Raw genomic sequence first — 18611 nt, 5'->3', positions numbered from 1 at the left:
TCATGCAGGGTACAGTGTTAGATAAAATCGTGAAAGACAAAGCCGTCTGGGTTGAAGCGCGTAAGCAGCAGCAACCGCTGGAAAGCTTCCAGCCGCGCATTGTTCCTTCCAGCCGTAGCTTTTATGACGCACTGCAGGGCACCCGCACTGCCTTTATTCTGGAATGCAAAAAGGCTTCGCCTTCAAAAGGGCTGATCCGCGATGATTTCGATCCCGAAATGATCGCCGGGGTGTATCGCCATTATGCTTCTGCCGTTTCGGTATTAACCGACGAAAAATATTTCCAGGGCGACTTTGCCTTTTTGCCCGTCGTCAGTGCTGCGATTACGCAGCCGGTGCTGTGTAAAGACTTTATCATCGACCCTTATCAAATTTATCTGGCGCGTTTTTATCAGGCTGACGCCATCCTGCTGATGCTGTCGGTCGTGGATGATGAGCAGTATCGTCAGCTTTCCGCCATCGCACACAGCCTGCAGATGGGCGTTTTGACTGAAGTCAGCAATGAGCAGGAGCTGGAACGCGCGATTGCGCTGGAAGCCAAAGTGGTCGGCATTAATAACCGCGACCTGCGCGATCTGTCGATTGATCTCAACCGGACGCGTCAGCTTGCGCCGCGCCTGGGGCAAGGTGTGACCGTTATCAGCGAATCGGGCATCAACAATTACCGCGATGTGCGTGAACTGAGTCATTTTGCAAATGGCTTCCTGATTGGTTCGGCATTGATGGAAGAAGAGGATCTTCATGCTGCGGTGCGACGTGTCACCCTGGGCAGCAACAAGGTATGCGGACTGACGCGCCCTGAAGATGCCTGCGCGGCCTGTGATGCCGGCGCTATTTACGGCGGAATTATTTTTGCCGAGGGCTCGCCGCGTCAGGTGGATACCGAGAAAGCACGTGCCGTGATAGCCGGTGCCCCGCTTAACTATGTGGGTGTGTTCCGCAATGCGGCAATAAGTGACATTGTCACTAAAGTGGAATCATTGCAGCTGGCTGCTGTGCAGTTGCATGGCGATGAAGACCACGCTTATGTGGCTGCGCTTTATCAGGCACTGCCTGAACAGGTACAAATCTGGAAAGCGCTCAGCATCAGCGACGCGTTGCCAGAACGTAACTGGCCGCATATTGACCGTTACGTTTTCGATAATGGTCAGGGCGGTTCGGGCCAGACCTTTGACTGGTCGCTGCTACACGGGCAGGACCTGAAGAATGTTCTGCTGGCCGGTGGGCTGAGCGCGGATAACTGTGTGGAAGCCGCACAGTTGGGTTGTGCAGGACTCGATTTTAATTCCGGTGTAGAAAGCGCGCCAGGCATCAAAGATGCCAGCAAAATTGCGGCGGTGTTCCGAACGCTTCGCGCCTACTGACTGGACTGGCCCGCCTGAAGGCGGGCACACAAAAGGATAGATCCATGACTTTACTTAATCCCTATTTCGGCGAGTTTGGCGGCATGTACGTGCCACAAATTCTGATGCCTGCGCTGAAGCAGCTTGAAGAAGCCTTTGTCAGCGCCCAAAAAGACCCTGAGTTTCAGGCTGAATTTACCGACCTGTTGAAAAACTATGCCGGCCGCCCGACAGCCTTAACCCTGTGCGGTAACCTGACCAAAGGCACTCAAACCCGCCTTTACCTGAAACGTGAAGATCTGCTGCACGGCGGCGCGCACAAAACGAACCAGGTACTGGGACAAGCGTTGCTGGCTAAACGGATGGGCAAAAACGAGATTATAGCGGAAACCGGAGCCGGTCAGCATGGTGTGGCTTCAGCCCTGGCCTGTGCGCTGCTGGGCATGAAATGCCGCATCTACATGGGCGCCAAGGATGTTGAGCGTCAGTCACCTAACGTCTTTCGTATGCGCCTGATGGGTGCCGAAGTGATTCCGGTTCACAGCGGTTCCGCCACCCTGAAAGATGCCTGTAACGAGGCGCTGCGTGACTGGTCGGGCAGCTATGAAACCGCCCACTATATGCTGGGCACCGCGGCCGGCCCGCACCCCTTCCCGACCATCGTGCGTGAGTTCCAGCGCATGATCGGTGAAGAGACGAAAAAACAGATTCTGGAAAAAGAAGGACGTCTGCCCGACGCCGTCATCGCCTGCGTCGGCGGCGGCTCCAATGCGATTGGCATGTTTGCCGATTTCATCGAGGAAGAGAGCGTCAAACTGATTGGCGTTGAGCCAGCGGGCCACGGTATCGAAACCGGTGAGCACGGCGCACCGCTGAAACACGGCCGGGTCGGCATCTACTTTGGGATGAAAGCCCCGATGATGCAGACCAGCGAAGGGCAAATCGAAGAGTCCTACTCGATTTCTGCCGGCCTCGATTTCCCGTCAGTCGGCCCTCAGCACGCCCATCTGAACAGCATCGGCCGCGCGGACTATGTTTCCGTCACCGACAATGAAGCGCTGGCAGCCTTTAAAACGCTGTGTCGTGCGGAAGGCATTATCCCTGCGCTTGAATCCGCCCATGCGCTGGCCCATGCGTTAAAAATGGCGAAGGCGGAGCCGGAGAAAGAGCAGCTGATTGTGGTGAACCTTTCTGGTCGGGGTGATAAAGATATCTTCACCGTTCACGATATTCTGACTGCGCAGGGAGAAATTTGATGGAACGTTATGATCGACTGTTTACGCGTCTGGCGGCGAAGAAAGAAGGTGCGCTGGTTCCCTTCGTAACTCTGGGTGACCCGTCACCTGCCCTGTCATTACGCATTATCGATGCGCTGGTAGAAGGCGGAGCTGACGCACTTGAACTGGGAATTCCCTTTTCTGATCCTTTAGCAGATGGTCCTACTATTCAAAGTGCAACACTGCGTGCCTTCGCTGGCGGAACGACGACGGCACAGTGTTTTGAAATGCTCGCGGCGATTCGTCAAAAATATCCCGAACTCCCGATAGGTTTACTGATGTATGCCAATCTGGTGTTCAGCAATGGTATTGATGACTTTTATGCGCGTTGTGCCAAAGCGGGGGTCGACTCTGTCCTCGTGGCTGATGTGCCCGTAGAGGAATCGGCACCGTTCCGTCAGGCGGCTATGCGTCACGGTATTGCGCCCATTTTCATCTGCCCACCTAACGCCAGCGATGAACTTCTGCGCGAAATCGCTTCTCACGGTCGCGGTTACACCTATCTGTTATCACGAGCGGGCGTCACGGGTACTGAAAAGCGGGCCAGCCTGCCACTTGATCATCTGATAACCCGCCTGAAGGAATACCATGCAGCCCCGCCGCTACAGGGCTTTGGCATTTCCGAACCTTCCCAGGTAAAAGACTCTCTCGTGGCAGGCACAGCCGGTGCAATTTCAGGTTCCGCTGTTGTGAAAATTATTGAAAAGCATCACGCCGAGCCAGAGGTCATGCTGGACGCATTGAGAACATTTATCCACGATCTCAAAGCCGCCACCCGCTAACAGCCTTCACCTTATGCCTTACCGCCCGGTAAGGCATGATTTCGCTGTTTTTTTTCGCTGTCCGTTTGCCCATTTCGGATTTTCTGCACCACAATTAACAGGCGCCGTTATGGTAACGACGTATCCTATTTGTGACAGGGAGAGAAGCAATGAAATGGTTTAAAGTGCTGGCAAGTGCCATGGTCGCGGCTGTTGTTGCATTAACACTCAGCGCCTGTGCGCCAACGCCAACGAAAGAAGGCACCGGCGGTTACATTGATGACACCGTGATTACCACCAAAGTGAAAGCCGAATTGTTAAAAGATGAGTCGCTGAAATCAACCGAAATCAACGTTGAAACCTTTAAAGGTAAAGTGCAGCTCAGCGGCTTTGTCAGCTCACCACAAATGGCTAACCGTGCCGTTCAGGTGACCCGAAGCGTTGCTGGGGTAAGATCCGTCGTAAATAACATGCAAATTAAATAACGCCGTTTTAAACCCAAAAGGGCCACGCATTGCGTGGCCCTTTTTTCTTCAGAAGCGATAACCTGCGCCAAAGAAGAATACCCAGGGGTCAACACGCATATGAATATTTTGCTGCTGATCGCCCGCTTTAAATTTCACGTTCGTATCAATATCCATGTACCACAATGATGCATTCAGCAGCCAGTCACGGTTAATCTGATAATCCAGCCCTACCTGACCGGCAATGCCCCACGAGTCTTTCACACTGAGATCACTTAATCCCGCATCACGACCGGTCTGATTAAACTTTGCATCGTAAAACGTCGTGTAGTTAATGCCGACGCCGACATAGGGTCGCGCTTTGCTTTGGCTGTCAAAGAAGTAGTACTGTGCCATCAGCGTGGGCGGCAATTGCCGGACCGTCGCCAGCGTGCCCGTTGGGCCAAGGCCAACTTTATGGCGGAACGGTGTGGCGGCCAGTAGCTCGACGCCAATATTGTCTGTCGCCATATAGGTGAACGTTAAACCCAGTTGGGTATCATTACTGGCACTGAATCCGCCCATACCCAGTACGTTATCCGAGCCTTCGTTAGGTCGAACGGTGGCGCTACCTGCGCGAATAAAAAAATCACCTGCCTGGTGGGCCAGTGCCAGTTGAGGTAACGCAAGCGCCAGCAGCATGGCGCATTTAGCCAGTTTCATAGTCACTCCTGTGAGAAAGTAAGGTGCCTGCACTGAATCATTTTTTTGTGCGCACAGGTTTAGCGCGATTTTTTTATAAATGCATCTAAATCAAGACGGAAAAATGATTTAAAAAACAATGGATTGACTCAGATCAATTTTATGCCCGTATCCCGGACACAAATAGTGCTTGCCGAAAAAATGGAGCGGCATTACTTTGCTCATCTCCCCCTGTGATTTTGGTTCGATGCCTTAGAGGTGGCGGGCGATCAAATGAGTGAAACTACAAACCCCTGTATTAGCTGTGGTGCCTGCTGTGCCCACTTCCGCGTCTCGTTTTACTGGGCTGAAGCCGACGATGCGGGCGGCCCCGTTCCCACAGAATTAACGGAACCTTTAAGTCTGATGATGCGAAATATGCGTGGGACGAACGATCGTTCGCCGCGCTGTATTGCGCTTGAAGGGGAAATCGGCCACTGCGTGTCGTGCAGTATTTATGAGAACCGCCCCTCGCCCTGCCGGGAGTTTGCTATGTCCGGCGAAAACGGGATCGGGAATGAAGGCTGCGATCGGGCCCGGGCACGCTATGGCCTTCCCGCACTGTTTCACCCATCTTTACCTGTTATGACAGAAAGTTATCCGGTTGCGGGTGCCAGCGAGCCGCCAGAACATGTACAATCGACGGGTTAATTAACCCGGTTCTTTCAAGGAGTGTACATGTCTATCACGGCAAGCTCGTTATACCGTGACACAGGAAATTTTTTTCGTCATCAACTGATTACCCTGGTGCTGATGTCACTGTTGACCGCGTTTGTCACAGTGATGCTTTTACATGCGTTCACACCGGGTGACGATCAAATGGCGATCCTGCAGCAAGGCGATATCAGCAGTGCCTCGCTGTTTGAAATGGTGCAGAGCATGTCGCCCGAACAGCAGCAGGTTCTGCTGCGTGCGTCTGCTGCGGGTACTTTTGCAGGCCTTGTCGGCAATACGCTGCTGTTGGGCGGTATGCTGTGCCTGATTCCGCTGGTATCGTCTGGCCAGCGCGTGAGCGCGCTGCGTGCCATTGGTACAGCCGCGCCTTTATTACCGAAACTGCTGCTGCTGACCTTTTTGATCACCCTGGTCGCCCAACTGGGTTTTATGGTTCTGGTGGTGCCTGGCGTGCTGCTTACCATCGTGCTCTCGTTGTCGCCAATCATTCTGGCAAATGAAAAACTGGGCGTTATCGCCGCCATGCGCGCCAGCATGCGCATGGCCTGGAAAAACGTCAGACTGATTGCGCCAGCCATTATTCTGTGGCTGCTGGCAAAACTGGCAGTGATGTTTTTCTTTACCTCGTTAGTGGTGCTGCCGATGAACGTGTCGACGGTGATTTTCACCGCTATCGGGAATCTGATTTCAACCCTGTTAGTAATTTACCTGTACCGGCTTTATATGCTGTTACGTTGATTGTCCGTGCGCCTTCGGGCGCACTGGCCGGGAATACCGCCTTAACTGGAATGACTATGAAGCAGTTACTCGACTTTCTTCCCCTTGTGGTTTTCTTTATTTTTTATAAGTTGTACGACATCTTCGTCGCCTCAGGAGCCCTGGTTGTCGCGACCGGCCTGGCGCTGGTGGCAAGCTGGGTGCTCTATCGCAAGCTTGAAAAAATGACCATTTTTACGTTTGTGCTGGTGGCGGTGTTTGGCACGCTCACCCTGGTTTTCCATAATGATGAATTTATTAAATGGAAAGTCACGGTGATCTACAGCCTGTTTGCGCTGGCGTTACTGTTCAGCCAGTGGTTTATGAAACAGCCGTTAATTCAGACCATGTTGGGAAAAGAGCTGGAGTTACCCAACACCGTATGGCGCAATCTGAATATTGCCTGGGCCCTCTTCTTTTTATTGTGTGGTCTGGCGAATATCTATGTGGCATTTTGGTTACCTCAGTCAGTCTGGGTTAACTTTAAAGTGTTTGGGCTGACCGGCCTGACGCTACTCTTTACCTTACTGAGTGGGCTCTATATCTGGCGTAAAATGCCGCAACAACAGCAAAAATAAACCTGCTGCCCGTCTGTGCGGGCAGACTTTCTTTCATTCATTACATAAGAAAACAACACAATGGACGAAAAACATAAATTGCCCCAGGGCGAAATGGTCATGCGGACGCTCGCGATGCCTGCGGATACTAACGCAAACGGCGACATCTTCGGTGGCTGGTTAATGTCGCAAATGGATATGGGCGGTGCCATTCTGGCAAAAGAAATCGCCGAGGGCCGTGTCGTCACCGTCAGAGTGGATGGCATGACCTTTTTAAAACCCGTCGCGGTCGGCGATGTTGTCAGTTGCTACGCAAAGTGCATTCGCACGGGCAACAGCTCAATGACGATCAATGTGCAGGTATGGATTAAGAAAGTGTCGTCTGAGCCTATTGGTCAGACCTATTGCGCAACCGAAGCGGTCTTTATTTATGTTGCGGTGGATAATGAAGGCCATCCCCGTCAACTGCCTGCGGGACGGGACAATCAGTCAGCCCCTGCCTGAGTGCGGTTCAGCCTGACATCGCAGACAGGCTGAATCTGAACCGGACCCGGGTGGGTCCGGGCCCGCTTAGCCGACTTCACATTGCTGAAACGCCTCACAAGCCTTATTCAAGGCTGGCCCCGCCGTTAATTTTAAACACAATATTCATCGTCAGACCGGTACCGGGCTTACCGCTCTGATAGCGCCACGAACGCATGGCCTGTTTGACGCTGCGCTCAAACATGTTGCGCGGTTCCGCAGACAGAATATCGATGTTGTCGACCCGTCCGTCACTGTCCACATCAAATTTCACTCTGACACGGCCTTCTACTCGCAGGGCCGCCGCGCGTGGTGGATAGGCTGGCTTGCTGATATTCAGCGCTTTTGGGCCGGTTGAGGCGGTCTGCGCAGGCGTCGCTGACGGTGTGGTTTTCGGCGCTGTCGCAGGCTTAGTCTGTGTTGCAGGCGCATCCTGCTTAAAGGGGTTGGCCTGGGGCTTCGCTTCCTCACGCGGTTTTACTTCGCGTTTTGACTGTGTATGTTTGGGCTGGTGCCGCGGTCTGGGTTTTGGCTCAGGTTTGGGTTCCGGTTTGGGAATCGGCACTGGCTCAGCTTTAGGCGGTTCCGGAGCAGGTTTCGGCTCGGCAACAGGCTCGGGGGCTGGCTGGGGTTCCGGTTGCGGTGTCGGTTGCGTGATTGCGGGTTCAGGCTGAACCTCGGGCGCGACCATTGTCACACTGATTGGCTGGGATGCTTTGGGCAGTTCTCTGGTTTGATGAAAAGACGCATAGAGAATACCGGCAATGACTGCACCATGGAGCACAACGGACAACATCATGGCGACAGGCGTGCGTTTCGGTAAGGGCATAGTCAGCGTGGTCATAACAATCGCAGTTATCAAATGAAGCCCTGATTTTAAATGCAAATAGCAATCAGTTTCAATAATCACCTTATTGCCGGGCGAAAAAAGCCCCTTTAGCCCATTATGCTCAGCACGTTATTGACGCAAGGTTTCGTTTGCACTCTACTTAACTATCCCTTACCGTGTTGCAAAATTTATAGAGTCAATGGGAGCGCCCTAGTGCTTTACGTCATTTATGCTGAAGATAACGCCGATTCTCTGGAAAAACGCAACGCGGTGCGCCCCGCTCACCTTGCGCGTCTGAAGCTGCTGCATGAAGAAGGCCGTTTGATCGTTGCAGGCCCCATGCCTGCGGTTGACAGTAACGATCCTGGCGTAGCCGGTTTTACCGGCTCCACGGTGATTGCAGAGTTTCCGTCACTGGAAACGGCCCAGGCCTGGGCAGCGGACGATCCCTATATTGCGGCCGGTGTTTACAAACACGTCAGCGTCAAGCCGTTTAAGCGGGTTTTCTGAGCCCGGCGGCAACACTGACGCTTCTACAGAGATAGTCTGAATGCATGCCATTATCATGGCCCTGCTGCTGGTCATCACCCTGCTTGTGGGTGGCGCGTTGTATCTGTGGCGAAAGCACGGCTGGCGAAACAAAAAACACCTGATCGTCATGCTGATTGTACTGGCGGCAGCCGTCCAGTTGGTTAACGTCAACTTATTGATGACCGGACAGTAATTTAACAGCCGCTTCGCGCGGCTGCGTCATCAGAGATTTTGTGTGATAAACAGAATGGAACGACGTTGCTGTTGCGCCAGTTGATGGCGAATCCCATGGATGCGTTTATAGCGGCGTGACTGCCCTTCCAGCCAGCGCGAACGTCGACGCTGCACCTGACGCAACATTCTCCAGCGGGCCACTTCGTTTCTGCTTCGTCTCATAACTTCCTCTCTGACATCTGACTCACGCGCACGCATTATAGAGATCTCTGCGCTAATGCCAAATCGGATCTCGCATTGACATACCACGATGATTAAGGGTTTCACTCCCTACCATCTCCACGTAAACTTCTCAGATTCAAGCGCGAACAGGATGTCCACTTAATGACGACGTTTTATACGCTTATCAGTTGGTTATTGGTATTTGGTTACTGGTTATTGATTGCAGGTATTACCCTGCGCATTCTGATGAAGCGACGAGCCGTAACCTCGGCAATGGCATGGCTGCTGATTATTTTTATTCTGCCACTGGTTGGCATTATTGCTTATCTGTCGTTTGGTGAATTGCATCTGGGTAAACGCCGGGCTGAACGCGCGCGAACGATGTGGCCCTCTACCGCCCGCTGGCTGAATGATCTTAAAAAGCGTACCGAAATCTTTGCCACCGATTACAGCGATGTCGCGCAGGCGTTATTTCAGTTGTGCAACAACCGTCAGGGCATCGCAGGGGTAAAAGGGAATCAGTTACAGCTGTTGACCAGTTCGGACGATGTAATGAAAGCCCTCATCAGGGATATTCAGCTGGCCCGGCACAATATTGAGATGGTGTTTTATATCTGGAATCCGGGCGGACTGGCGGATGAAGTCGCCGAATCCCTGATGGCCGCGTCGCGGCGCGGTGTTCACTGCCGCCTTATGCTGGATTCCGCAGGGAGCGTCGCCTTCTTCCGCAGCCCGTGGGTCGGGATGATGCGTAATGCGGGTATTGATGTGGTTGAGGCGCTACAGGTCAGCCTGCTGCGTGTCTTTCTGCGTCGTATGGATTTACGTCAGCATCGCAAAATGGTGTTGATTGACAACTATATCGCCTATACCGGCAGCATGAATCTGGTGGACCCGCGCTTTTTTAAACAGGACGCGGGCGTGGGTCAGTGGGTCGATCTGATGGCGCGTATGGAAGGGCCGGTATCAACCGCCATGGGGATCGTTTACAGCTGTGACTGGGAAATTGAGACCGGCAAGCGTATTCTGCCCCCACCGCCCGACCGCAATATTATGCCGTTCGAACAGGAAAGTGGTCATACCGTTCAGGTGATCGCTTCCGGTCCCGGTTTCCCCGAGGATTTAATTCATCAGGCGTTGCTTACGGCGGTCTACTCTGCCCGCGAACAGCTGATCATGACCACGCCTTATCTGGTGCCCAGTGACGATCTGCTGCATGCCATCTGCACGGCTGCGCTACGTGGTGTCAATGTGAGTCTGGTGGTTCCCCGGCACAACGACTCTCTGCTGGTAAGCTGGGCCAGCCGTTCGTTTTTTAGTGAGCTGCTTGAGGCCGGCGTTAAGATCTACCAGTTTGAAGATGGCCTGCTGCATACCAAGAGCGTGCTGGTCGATGGTCAGTTGAGTTTAGTGGGGACCGTGAATCTCGATATGCGCAGCTTATGGCTGAATTTCGAAATTACACTCGCCGTCGATGATGCCGGATTTGGCAGCGATTTGGCCTGCGTCCAGGACGACTATATTGCCCGTTCGCGCCTGCTTGACGCCAGACGGTGGGCAAAACGTGCCTGGTGGAAGCGGATTGTCGAACGACTGTTTTACTTCTTTAGTCCTTTACTGTAAAACGAGCGAAATTACGAACTGCCCTCAGATAAACGGGACCGAAAATGGATCTGAACAACCGCCTGACAGAAGACGAAACGCTGGAACAGGCCTACGACATTTTTCTTGAACTGGCAGGTGACAACCTTGACCCTGCAGACATTATTCTTTTCAATCTGCAGTTTGAAGAGCGTGGCGGCGCAGAACTGTTTGATCCGGGCGAAGACTGGCAGGAGCACGTGGACTTCGATTTGAACCCCGACTTTTTCTCTGAAGTGGTCATTGGTCTGGGCGAAGCAGACGGCGAACCTATTACCGATGTGTTTGCGCGCGTACTGCTGTGTCGGGAAAAAGATCATAAGCTGTGCCATATTTTGTGGCGTGAGTAGTCCTCACCTCGTAACGAAAACGCCGGGCAACAGCCCGGCGTTTTGGTTTAAAGCGGATCCACCTTCAGGCAGGACACCGCATGGCGGAAGCTGCCTTCGAGCAGCGGCCGCGTTTTGGCGCATTCCGGTCCGGCAATCGGGCAGCGGGTGCGGAAAACGCACCCGGATGGCGGATTGATCGGCGACGGTAACTCCCCTTCCAGCAACTGAATCTGCTTATTTTTTTCCAGATCCGGATCGGGAATCGGTACGGCTGACATCAGCGCTTTGGTATAAGGATGCTGCGGATGGGTATACACCTCATCGTAGGTGCCCAGCTCCACCGCGTGGCCCAGATACATCACCAGTACGCGATCCGAGATGTGCTTCACCACCGCCAGGTCGTGGGCGATAAAGATCAGCGACAGCCCCATTTCTCGCTGCAGTTGCTGTAGCAGGTTGACCACCTGCGCCTGAATGGACACATCCAGTGCAGAGACCGGTTCATCACAGATGATCAGTTTAGGCTCAAGAATCAATGCACGCGCAATGCCGATACGCTGACACTGACCGCCTGAAAACTCGTGCGGATACCGGTTAATCAGGTTAGGCAACAAGCCCACTTTCATCATCATCGTTTTGACGCGATCTTTGATGTCCTGGCGAGAAAGCTCAGGGTGATAGGTACGTAAGGGCTCGGCGATAATATCGCCGATGGTCATACGCGGGTTAAGCGAGGCCAGCGGATCCTGAAATATCATCTGGATATCGCTACGCGCCTTACGCCACTCTTCCTCACTCTGCCCCAGCAGGTTACGGCCAAGCCAGGTGACACGGCCTTCCGTGGCTTTTACTAACCCGATAATCGCTCGTGCCAGCGTGGATTTACCGCAGCCGGATTCGCCCACCACACCCAGCGTTTCCCCTTCGTACAGGCGCAGACTGACACCATCCACGGCCTTCAGCGTTTTTGGCGGCTGCCAGAACCACTGCTTGTCATCCTTGATGTCGAAATGAACTTTCAGATCGGCAATTTCGAGTAGGACTTTTTTTTCTGCCAGGCTCATACGAGTTCCTCCACCGGCTTAAAGCAGGCGCGCAAGCGCCCTTCTGCAAACGGTAACAGCGGCGGTGCTTTGGAACAGATATCCATGGCATGCGGACAGCGCGGCTGGAACGGACAACCCTGCGGCAGACGCAGCAGGTTTGGTGGATTACCCGGAATGGTGGTCAGGCTTTCACCTTCTGCATCCAGTCTTGGCACCGCATTCAGGAGACCAATCGAGTAGGGGTGAGCCGGCTGATAAAACACATCGCGCGCGCGACCGTATTCCATGGTGCGGCCTGCATACATCACCAGCACTTTATCGCAGATCCCGGCCACCACGCCCAGATCGTGGGTAATCATGATGATCGCCGTATTGAACTCGCGCTTCAGCTCATTCAGCAGCGTCATAATCTGCGCCTGCACCGTAACATCCAGTGCGGTCGTCGGTTCATCCGCAATCAGCAGCTTAGGCCGGCACAGGAGCGCCATCGCGATCATCACGCGCTGACGCATCCCGCCCGAAAACTCATGTGGGTACATCTTCATGCGTTTGCGGGCTTCGGGCATTTTTACCGCGTCCAGCATTTTCACCGACTCTTCAAAGGCCTGAGCGCTGCTCATGCCTTTGTGCAGTTTCAGCACTTCCATTAACTGTTCGCCGACCCGCATATACGGATTCAGTGATGTCATGGGATCCTGAAAAATCATCGCGATTTGTTCAGCGCGCAGCCGGTTTAACTGTTTTTCCGGCAGATTAAGAATCTCTTTACCGTTGAACAACGCAGAGCCGCCAATGCGGCCATTGCTGGCCAGCAGGCCCATCAGCGCAAACGCGGTTTGCGATTTACCCGAGCCTGACTCACCGACAATGCCCAGGGTTTCCCCGGCACGCAGTGAGAAATTGAGATCGTTCACGGCGGTGACATCACCGTCATGGGTGCCGAACGTAACACGTAAGTCTTTCACTTCAAGCAACAGGTCGCTTCCCGCGCGTGCAGCCTGAGCAGGCTGAAATTCATGAATAGTCATCGGGAAACTCCTTAACGATCTTTGGGGTCGAGGGCATCACGCAGGCCATCGCCAATAAAGTTAAAACAGAACAGCGTGACCACCAGGAAAATGGCCGGGAACAGCAACAGCCACGGCGAAACTTCCATGGAGTTAGCCCCATCGCTCAACAGCGCCCCCCAGCTACTCAGCGGCTCCTGGGTGCCCAGGCCGAGAAAGCTCAGGAATGATTCGAACAGAATCATGCTGGGTACCAGCAGCGAGGCGTAAACCACCACCACGCCCAGCACGTTAGGCACGATATGGCGCGTCACGATTTTCCAGGTCGAAACGCCGCCGACATGCGCCGCTTCAATAAACTCTTTGCGCTTCAGGCTCAGAGTTTGTCCACGCACGATACGCGCCATGTCCAGCCACGACACCATACCGATAGCAGCAAAAATCAGCAGGATGTTACGGCCAAAGAAGGTGACCAACAGAATGACGAAAAACATAAACGGGAAGGAGTTAAGGATTTCCAGAATACGCATCATCACGGAGTCGATTTTTCCACCAAGGTAACCGGCAATGGAACCGTAGAGCGTTCCCACCACCACGGCGATCAACGCAGCGGCAATGCCCACCATTAACGAAATACGACCACCAATGGCGACGCGCACCAGCAGATCACGCCCCGACGAGTCGGTGCCAAACCAGTGTCCGGACGTGGTATCTGGCGGCGATGACATCATTCCCCAGTCGGTATCGAAATAGGAGAACGGTGACAACATAGGCGCGAAAATTACAAACAGCGTGATTAACATCAGCACCATCAGGCTGATTAACGCGGCCCGGTTATGAATAAAACGGCGACGGGCATCCTGCCACAGGCTACGCCCTTCGACTTCCAGTTTTTCACTGAATGCATCAAGAGCTTCGCTATTTTTCTTACTTAACATCATGGCGAACTCCAGAATCAGTAGCGAATTTTCGGGTCGATAACGGCATAGAGCACATCGACGATCGCGTTAAACAGAATGGTCAACAGCCCCACCAGAATCGTCAGGCTCAGTACCAGCGAGTAGTCACGGTTAAGCGCGCCGTTGACAAACAGCTGACCGATACCGGGCAGTCCGTAAATAGATTCAATCACCATAGAGCCAGTAATAATGCCCACAAATGCCGGTCCCATATAGGAAATAACCGGCAACAGTGCTGGCTTGAGCGCGTGACGTAAAACGATACGACGTAACGGCAACCCTTTGGCTCGCGCGGTACGGATAAAGTTGGAATGCATCACCTCAATCATCGAGCCACGAGTGATACGCGCGATACTGGCAATGTAAGCCAGGGATAACGCCACCATCGGCAGCAGCATATAGTTCCACTGTCCACCGTTCCAGCCGCCACCCGGCAGCCATTTCAGCGTAATGGCGAAAATCAGGACTAACAGCGGGGCAACCACAAAACTCGGTATGACCACGCCGGTCATTGCCACCCCCATGACGACGTAATCCCAAAGGGTGTTTTGCTTCAGCGCGGCGATAACCCCTGCCGTCACGCCCAGTACTACGGCCAGGATAAAGGCAGCCAGCCCCAGTTTGGCCGACACCGGAAAGGCATGACCAACCAGGTAGTTTACCGAATAGTCTTTATATTTAAACGAGGGGCCAAAGTCGCCATGGGCCAGTTGAATCAGGTAATCAACATATTGCTTGCCAATGGGATCGTTGAGGTGATATTTCGCCTCGATATTCGCCATCACCTCTGGCGACAGCGTACGCTCACCCGTGAACGGACTGCCGGGGGCCAGTCGCATCATAAAGAAGGAGATAGTAATAAGGACGAAAAGCGTCGGGATGGCTTCAAGTAACCGACGCAAAATGAATTTTAACATTGCCGTACCTACCAGGCTGGTGCTTCACATTGCATTAAAAAATACAGGCGGCGCTCATGGCGCCGCCGCTGTTCTTGGTGTTCTGTTAGTGCTTAATGATGTACAGGTTTCTGTCTGCGACGTTATCCAGCGGATCTTTACCGGTATAACCACCGACATACGGTTTCACCAGACGGGTGTTCACGTAGTAGTACAATGGCACGATGGCAGAGTCTTTATCCAGCTGCTGCTCAGCTTTTTCATAGTCAGCCGACCGGGCTTTATCATCGGTCGTGGCCAGGGCATCTTTCATCAGCTTGTCGAAGGCCGGGCTCTTGTAGTGCGCGGTGTTGTTACTGCTGTCAGACAGCATGGTATTCAGGAACGACGTCGGTTCGTTATAGTCTGCACACCAGCCTGCACGTGCAACGTCGAAGTTGCCCTGATGACGCGTATCCAGGAAGGTTTTCCACTCCTGGTTCTCCAGCTTCACTTTCACACCCAGATTTTTGGCCCAAATCGACGAGGCGGCAATGGCCAGTTTTTTATGCAGATCGGAGGTGTTGTACAGGAGCGTAAACGTTAACGGTTTGTCTGCCGTGTAACCGGCTTCAGCCAGCAGCTTTTTGGCTTCAGCATTACGTTTTTCCTGTGACCAGGTAAACCACTCTGGCTTCACCAGTTCCATACCATCTGTTGCAGGTGGCGTGTAGCTGTAGGCTGGCTTCTGGCCCTGCGCCAGCACTTTATCCACGATAATGTCGCGGTCGATACCCAGTTTCAATGCGGCACGTACGCGCGGATCGGTGAAAGGCGCTTTCTGATTATTAATTTCGTAATAGTAGGTGCACAGATAAGGGTCAACATGCAGCTCTTTACCGTTGTCACGCTGTAATTTTTTGAACAGCTCAATCGGCAGATTGTTATAGGTCATGTCACTGCCGTTATCAGAGAAGTAACGGTTAACATCACTGACTTCTGACGAAATAGGCAGGAAGGTGACTTTGTTCAGCACGGTATGCGCGTTATCCCAGTAATTAGGGTTGCGCACAACGGTAATACGTTCGTTAATGACGTGAGATTCCAGCTTAAAGGCACCATTGCTGACGATATTTTCAGGCTGGGTCCACTTATCACCGAATTTCTCAATAACCGCTTTGTTTACCGGCGACATTGAGGAGTGAATCAGTAATTTATAGAAATACGGAACCGGCTCGCTCAGGGTCACTTGCAGCGTATGATCGTCAAGCGCCTTCACGCCCAAATCTGTTGGCGGTTTCTTACCGGCGATAATATCGTCAACGTTGGCCAGGTGACCGTATTGCAGATAGCTGGCATAAGGAGACGCGGTTTTCGGATCGGCCAGACGCTGCCAGCTGTAAACGAAATCCTGAGCAGTCACCGGCTCACCGTTTGACCATTTGGCATTTTTGCGCAGATGGAAGGTCCAGACTTTAAAGTCTTTATTATCCCAGCTCTCTGCCACGCCAGGAATCGGATGGCCGTTGGTATCGCTGATCACCAGTCCTTCAAACAGGTCACGGCTGACGTTCGATTCCGGTACGCCTTCAATTTTGTGCGGATCCAGTGACTGAACCTCGCTACCGTTTCCTTTTACCAGCTCCTGCTTCGCGGCCAGCTCAACCCCGGCAGGGACCGTGGCGGCGATAACGCTGTTGGCTGTGAGCGCACTCATCGCTGCAAAGACGCTGGCAGCAATCAGGGTTTTCTTCGTGATGTTGTTCATTCTTAACTCCAGTTTTTTTATTTTCACCGAGGGTGTTTGCGACCTCAGTGTTCCCCGTATTCGGGCCCCGGTGTTTTCACCTGGGGAGCATTGACCCTGTAGCGTGGTCAGCACGGTAACGCCCTTCCCGGCTGTGCCGCCGGATAAGCGCGTTATCAGTGTTGTTTAATGAAATAATATTTCAGATCTGTCATGTCCTGCGGATCGTGGCCGGTGAACCCGCCAACCCAGGGTTTAACCAGCCTCACGCTGACGCGGTAGTAAACTGGCACAATTGCCGAGTCTTTGTCGAGTTGTGTTTCAGCCTGCTGATACAATGCCGCGCGGTCAGCATCCTTTGTGACGCTTAGCGTGTCTGCCATCAGCCGATCAAAGGCCGCACTACGATAAAACGCGGTATTGGTCGACGACGGACTCAGGAACATATTCAGGAAAGTAGAGGGCTCGTTATAATCCGCGCACCATGTGGCCCGCACCACGTCATACTGTGCCTGATGACGCGTTTCCAGCAGCGTTTTCCATTCCTGATTTTGTAAGGTGACCTGCGCCCCGAGGTTGCGCTGCCACATTGACGCTGCAGCAATCGCCTGGGTTTTATTTTGATCGGAGGTGTTATAGAGCAGCGTAAAACGCAAAGGATTTTTACTGTCGAAACCCGCTTCCGCCAGCAGTTTCTTTGCCGCCTCATTGCGCTGCGACTGGGACCAGGTCATCCATTCCGGTGTGGCTAACGCGGCCCCATTGGTATAGGGCGGTGTAAAACTGTAAGCCGGAATCTGGCCCTGCCCCATAATCTTTTTGGCGATAATGTCGCGGTCCAGCGTCATCTTTATAGCCGCGCGCACGCGCGCATCAGTAAAAGGCGGCTTTTTGTTGTTGATTTCATAATAAAACGTACACAACAAGGGGCTGACTTTGACTTCGTCGCCGATGTCCTTACGCAGCTTCGCGAACATATTGGGCGGGATGGCGCTGTTGGTCATATCCAGGCCACCGCTGCGATAGCGGTTAATGTCGCTGTTCTCAGAACTGATCGGCAGAAATGTCCCCTGCTCAATCACGGTTTGCGCGTTGTTCCAGTAAAGCGGATTGCGCTTCAGGACAATTTTTTCGTTGACGACCCAGTCACTTAAGGTATAAGCACCATTACCAACATAATGCCCGGGTTGAGTCCACGCCTCGCCCCATTTCTGGATAGCGGGTGCATACACGGGTTTCATAGCCGTATGCGCCAGCATGGCAATCAGATAGGGAACGGGCTCTGTTAAAGTGACCTGTAAATGGTGATCGTCAATCGCTTTTACGCCCAGTTGGTCTGGTGCCGCTTTACCCGCAATAATCTCGTCGGCATTGGCAATATGCGCCGCCTGCAGATAACTGGTGTAAGGAGATGCAGTTTTCGGATCGGCCAGGCGTCGCCAGCTGTAAACAAAATCGTTAGCCGTTACCGGTTCGCCGTTGCTCCATTTTGCATCGTTGCGCAGCGTGAAGGTCCAGATTTTTCCTTGCTGATTTTCCCAGCTCTCAGCCACACCGGGGACAACCTTACCGTTATTATCTGTATTAACCAGCCCGTCCAGCAGATTCAGGATAATATTGGATTCCGGCACACCTTCCGTCTTATGCGGGTCAAGTGAGGCCACTTCGGAGCCATTGTTAATGACAATTTGCTGCTGTGGCGATAAGGTCACGCCGGCGGGTACGCTGGCCGCACAGACGGGTAAAGCAGTCATCACACCTAGTGCCAGACAAGACCAATATTGCTGAGCGTTCATTTACCACACCTTGTTGACCTGCCCGTTTTTATTCTGCAATCCCGTCTGCATCAAGAAAAAAATCTTGCTATTTCGACCTTCGGGAAAACATGCTCAATGCGCCGAAAATTAGCAGAAGCTGAATGACGGCGCCAAAACTAAATAGTTAAAATGTTATCTGTTTCTCTTTTATCATGAGATTTTTCCCAGTGGAAGTGTTAATTTTTAGCCTAAAAATACATTAACCTACTGAATTATAAAAATATTCATAGATTTGATGCTATTCTAACCAGAATATTACATTCACCGATTTTGACTGCGTTGTTGTAGCGTCATTCTTTCCCGATGTGCCATTTAAAAAGGCATTAATGGGCCTTTACCAGCATTAATCATGCCAA

The 18611-nt window shown here is 52.7% G+C and carries 21 protein-coding genes; 12 read left to right on the top strand and 9 right to left on the bottom strand.

From position 1 onward, the window contains the following. Positions 1-2: 2 nt before the first annotated feature. The 4 genes from trpCF (at position 3) to RAC60_RS00990 (ending at position 3866) form a co-directional block, all read left to right on the top strand. Positions 3-1364: a bifunctional indole-3-glycerol-phosphate synthase TrpC/phosphoribosylanthranilate isomerase TrpF gene (gene trpCF / locus RAC60_RS01005; RefSeq protein WP_039342988.1), complete on the top strand. Its 1362-nt coding sequence runs from the start codon at positions 3-5 to the stop codon at positions 1362-1364. A 44-nt stretch (positions 1365-1408) separates the two neighbouring features. Then, positions 1409-2599 (top strand): tryptophan synthase subunit beta, encoded by a 1191-nt coding sequence (gene trpB, locus RAC60_RS01000; protein ID WP_033741842.1) that lies wholly within the window; start codon positions 1409-1411, stop codon positions 2597-2599. Beyond that, a complete protein-coding gene (gene trpA / locus RAC60_RS00995; protein ID WP_375092450.1) occupies positions 2599-3402 on the top strand; it encodes a tryptophan synthase subunit alpha in 804 nt (267 codons plus the stop codon). Before trpB ends, trpA begins: the two co-directional genes overlap by 1 nt. Before the next feature lie 149 nt (positions 3403-3551). Then, positions 3552-3866, top strand: coding sequence for a BON domain-containing protein (locus RAC60_RS00990; protein ID WP_006119359.1), 315 nt, complete (start codon positions 3552-3554; stop codon positions 3864-3866). Positions 3867-3914: 48 nt separating this feature from the next. Here RAC60_RS00990 and ompW read toward each other — a convergent pair whose 3' ends face one another. Continuing rightward, positions 3915-4547, bottom strand: coding sequence for an outer membrane protein OmpW (gene ompW, locus RAC60_RS00985; protein WP_205953220.1), 633 nt, complete (start codon positions 4545-4547; stop codon positions 3915-3917). Between the two features lie 252 nt (positions 4548-4799). On the opposite strand from ompW, the gene RAC60_RS00980 reads away from it, so the two are divergent. Genes RAC60_RS00980 through yciA form a run of 4 tightly spaced genes read left to right on the top strand, consistent with a single transcriptional unit; the run spans position 4800 to position 7057 of the window. After that, positions 4800-5216: a YkgJ family cysteine cluster protein gene (locus tag RAC60_RS00980; RefSeq protein ID WP_033741845.1), complete on the top strand. Its 417-nt coding sequence runs from the start codon at positions 4800-4802 to the stop codon at positions 5214-5216. 27 nt (positions 5217-5243) lie between these two features. Beyond that, complete coding sequence (locus RAC60_RS00975) at positions 5244-5978, top strand: YciC family protein (RefSeq protein ID WP_058708082.1); 735 nt, start codon at positions 5244-5246, stop codon at positions 5976-5978. Positions 5979-6034: 56 nt separating this feature from the next. Further along, positions 6035-6574, top strand: a complete 540-nt coding sequence (locus RAC60_RS00970) for a septation protein A (RefSeq protein WP_006119363.1) — start codon at positions 6035-6037, stop codon at positions 6572-6574. A gap of 60 nt (positions 6575-6634) precedes the next feature. Further along, a complete protein-coding gene (gene yciA, locus RAC60_RS00965) occupies positions 6635-7057 on the top strand; it encodes an acyl-CoA thioester hydrolase YciA (RefSeq protein ID WP_006119364.1) in 423 nt (140 codons plus the stop codon). A 103-nt stretch (positions 7058-7160) separates the two neighbouring features. Here the strand turns inward: yciA and tonB are convergent, their stop codons facing one another. Further along, positions 7161-7919, bottom strand: a complete 759-nt coding sequence (gene tonB, locus RAC60_RS00960) for a TonB system transport protein TonB (protein WP_375092449.1) — start codon at positions 7917-7919, stop codon at positions 7161-7163. Positions 7920-8117: 198 nt separating this feature from the next. On the opposite strand from tonB, the gene RAC60_RS00955 reads away from it, so the two are divergent. Then, the gene (locus RAC60_RS00955; RefSeq protein ID WP_006119366.1) at positions 8118-8414 is read left to right on the top strand and encodes a YciI family protein; all 297 of its coding nucleotides are present in this window, start codon (positions 8118-8120) and stop codon (positions 8412-8414) included. Positions 8415-8454: 40 nt separating this feature from the next. Further along, positions 8455-8628: a hypothetical protein gene (locus tag RAC60_RS00950; RefSeq protein WP_006119367.1), complete on the top strand. Its 174-nt coding sequence runs from the start codon at positions 8455-8457 to the stop codon at positions 8626-8628. 29 nt (positions 8629-8657) lie between these two features. Here RAC60_RS00950 and RAC60_RS00945 read toward each other — a convergent pair whose 3' ends face one another. Beyond that, positions 8658-8831, bottom strand: a complete 174-nt coding sequence (locus RAC60_RS00945; protein ID WP_006119368.1) for a YciY family protein — start codon at positions 8829-8831, stop codon at positions 8658-8660. Between the two features lie 162 nt (positions 8832-8993). Here RAC60_RS00945 and cls point away from each other — a divergent pair, with 162 nt between their 5' ends. Together cls and RAC60_RS00935 are read left to right on the top strand one after the other, a co-directional pair. Continuing rightward, positions 8994-10454, top strand: a complete 1461-nt coding sequence (gene cls, locus RAC60_RS00940; protein ID WP_033741857.1) for a cardiolipin synthase — start codon at positions 8994-8996, stop codon at positions 10452-10454. 44 nt (positions 10455-10498) lie between these two features. Then, complete coding sequence (locus RAC60_RS00935; RefSeq protein ID WP_006119371.1) at positions 10499-10822, top strand: HI1450 family dsDNA-mimic protein; 324 nt, start codon at positions 10499-10501, stop codon at positions 10820-10822. 47 nt (positions 10823-10869) lie between these two features. Here RAC60_RS00935 and oppF read toward each other — a convergent pair whose 3' ends face one another. The 6 genes from oppF to RAC60_RS00905 form a co-directional block, all read right to left on the bottom strand. After that, the gene (oppF, locus tag RAC60_RS00930) at positions 10870-11868 is read right to left on the bottom strand and encodes a murein tripeptide/oligopeptide ABC transporter ATP binding protein OppF (protein ID WP_039343011.1); all 999 of its coding nucleotides are present in this window, start codon (positions 11866-11868) and stop codon (positions 10870-10872) included. Then, positions 11865-12878 (bottom strand): ABC transporter ATP-binding protein, encoded by a 1014-nt coding sequence (locus RAC60_RS00925; protein ID WP_006119374.1) that lies wholly within the window; start codon positions 12876-12878, stop codon positions 11865-11867. Before RAC60_RS00925 ends, oppF begins: the two co-directional genes overlap by 4 nt. A gap of 11 nt (positions 12879-12889) precedes the next feature. After that, positions 12890-13798 carry an oligopeptide ABC transporter permease OppC gene (oppC, locus tag RAC60_RS00920; RefSeq protein WP_006119376.1) on the bottom strand — a complete coding sequence of 303 codons (909 nt, stop codon included), beginning with the start codon at positions 13796-13798 and terminating at the stop codon, positions 12890-12892. Between the two features lie 14 nt (positions 13799-13812). Further along, positions 13813-14733 (bottom strand): oligopeptide ABC transporter permease OppB, encoded by a 921-nt coding sequence (gene oppB / locus RAC60_RS00915; protein ID WP_006119378.1) that lies wholly within the window; start codon positions 14731-14733, stop codon positions 13813-13815. Positions 14734-14818: 85 nt separating this feature from the next. Beyond that, positions 14819-16459 (bottom strand): oligopeptide ABC transporter substrate-binding protein OppA, encoded by a 1641-nt coding sequence (gene oppA, locus RAC60_RS00910; RefSeq protein WP_375092448.1) that lies wholly within the window; start codon positions 16457-16459, stop codon positions 14819-14821. Positions 16460-16614: 155 nt separating this feature from the next. After that, positions 16615-18234 (bottom strand): ABC transporter substrate-binding protein, encoded by a 1620-nt coding sequence (locus RAC60_RS00905; protein WP_054687700.1) that lies wholly within the window; start codon positions 18232-18234, stop codon positions 16615-16617. Positions 18235-18611 lie beyond the last annotated feature (377 nt).

The sequence above is a fragment of the Pantoea sp. BR_17 genome (assembly GCF_041955125.1).
GTDB lineage: Bacteria > Pseudomonadota > Gammaproteobacteria > Enterobacterales > Enterobacteriaceae > Pantoea > Pantoea stewartii.
The sequence above is the reverse complement of the archived record's forward strand: the minus strand, read 5'-3'. Positions and strand labels throughout refer to the sequence as shown.

Coding starts and splice junctions, on each gene's coding strand:
- RAC60_RS00935 (WP_006119371.1), top strand. CDS start 10,499: ATGGATCTGAACAACCGCCTGACAGAAGACGAAACGCTGGAACAGGCC.
- oppB (WP_006119378.1), bottom strand. CDS start 14,733: ATGTTAAAATTCATTTTGCGTCGGTTACTTGAAGCCATCCCGACGCTT.
- RAC60_RS00980 (WP_033741845.1), top strand. CDS start 4,800: ATGAGTGAAACTACAAACCCCTGTATTAGCTGTGGTGCCTGCTGTGCC.
- RAC60_RS00990 (WP_006119359.1), top strand. CDS start 3,552: ATGAAATGGTTTAAAGTGCTGGCAAGTGCCATGGTCGCGGCTGTTGTT.
- RAC60_RS00975 (WP_058708082.1), top strand. CDS start 5,244: ATGTCTATCACGGCAAGCTCGTTATACCGTGACACAGGAAATTTTTTT.
- oppC (WP_006119376.1), bottom strand. CDS start 13,798: ATGATGTTAAGTAAGAAAAATAGCGAAGCTCTTGATGCATTCAGTGAA.
- oppA (WP_375092448.1), bottom strand. CDS start 16,459: ATGAACAACATCACGAAGAAAACCCTGATTGCTGCCAGCGTCTTTGCA.
- trpB (WP_033741842.1), top strand. CDS start 1,409: ATGACTTTACTTAATCCCTATTTCGGCGAGTTTGGCGGCATGTACGTG.
- RAC60_RS00905 (WP_054687700.1), bottom strand. CDS start 18,234: ATGAACGCTCAGCAATATTGGTCTTGTCTGGCACTAGGTGTGATGACT.
- RAC60_RS00950 (WP_006119367.1), top strand. CDS start 8,455: ATGCATGCCATTATCATGGCCCTGCTGCTGGTCATCACCCTGCTTGTG.
- RAC60_RS00945 (WP_006119368.1), bottom strand. CDS start 8,831: ATGAGACGAAGCAGAAACGAAGTGGCCCGCTGGAGAATGTTGCGTCAG.
- trpCF (WP_039342988.1), top strand. CDS start 3: ATGCAGGGTACAGTGTTAGATAAAATCGTGAAAGACAAAGCCGTCTGG.
- tonB (WP_375092449.1), bottom strand. CDS start 7,919: ATGACCACGCTGACTATGCCCTTACCGAAACGCACGCCTGTCGCCATG.
- trpA (WP_375092450.1), top strand. CDS start 2,599: ATGGAACGTTATGATCGACTGTTTACGCGTCTGGCGGCGAAGAAAGAA.
- yciA (WP_006119364.1), top strand. CDS start 6,635: ATGGACGAAAAACATAAATTGCCCCAGGGCGAAATGGTCATGCGGACG.
- RAC60_RS00970 (WP_006119363.1), top strand. CDS start 6,035: ATGAAGCAGTTACTCGACTTTCTTCCCCTTGTGGTTTTCTTTATTTTT.
- oppF (WP_039343011.1), bottom strand. CDS start 11,868: ATGAGCCTGGCAGAAAAAAAAGTCCTACTCGAAATTGCCGATCTGAAA.
- cls (WP_033741857.1), top strand. CDS start 8,994: ATGACGACGTTTTATACGCTTATCAGTTGGTTATTGGTATTTGGTTAC.
- RAC60_RS00925 (WP_006119374.1), bottom strand. CDS start 12,878: ATGACTATTCATGAATTTCAGCCTGCTCAGGCTGCACGCGCGGGAAGC.
- ompW (WP_205953220.1), bottom strand. CDS start 4,547: ATGAAACTGGCTAAATGCGCCATGCTGCTGGCGCTTGCGTTACCTCAA.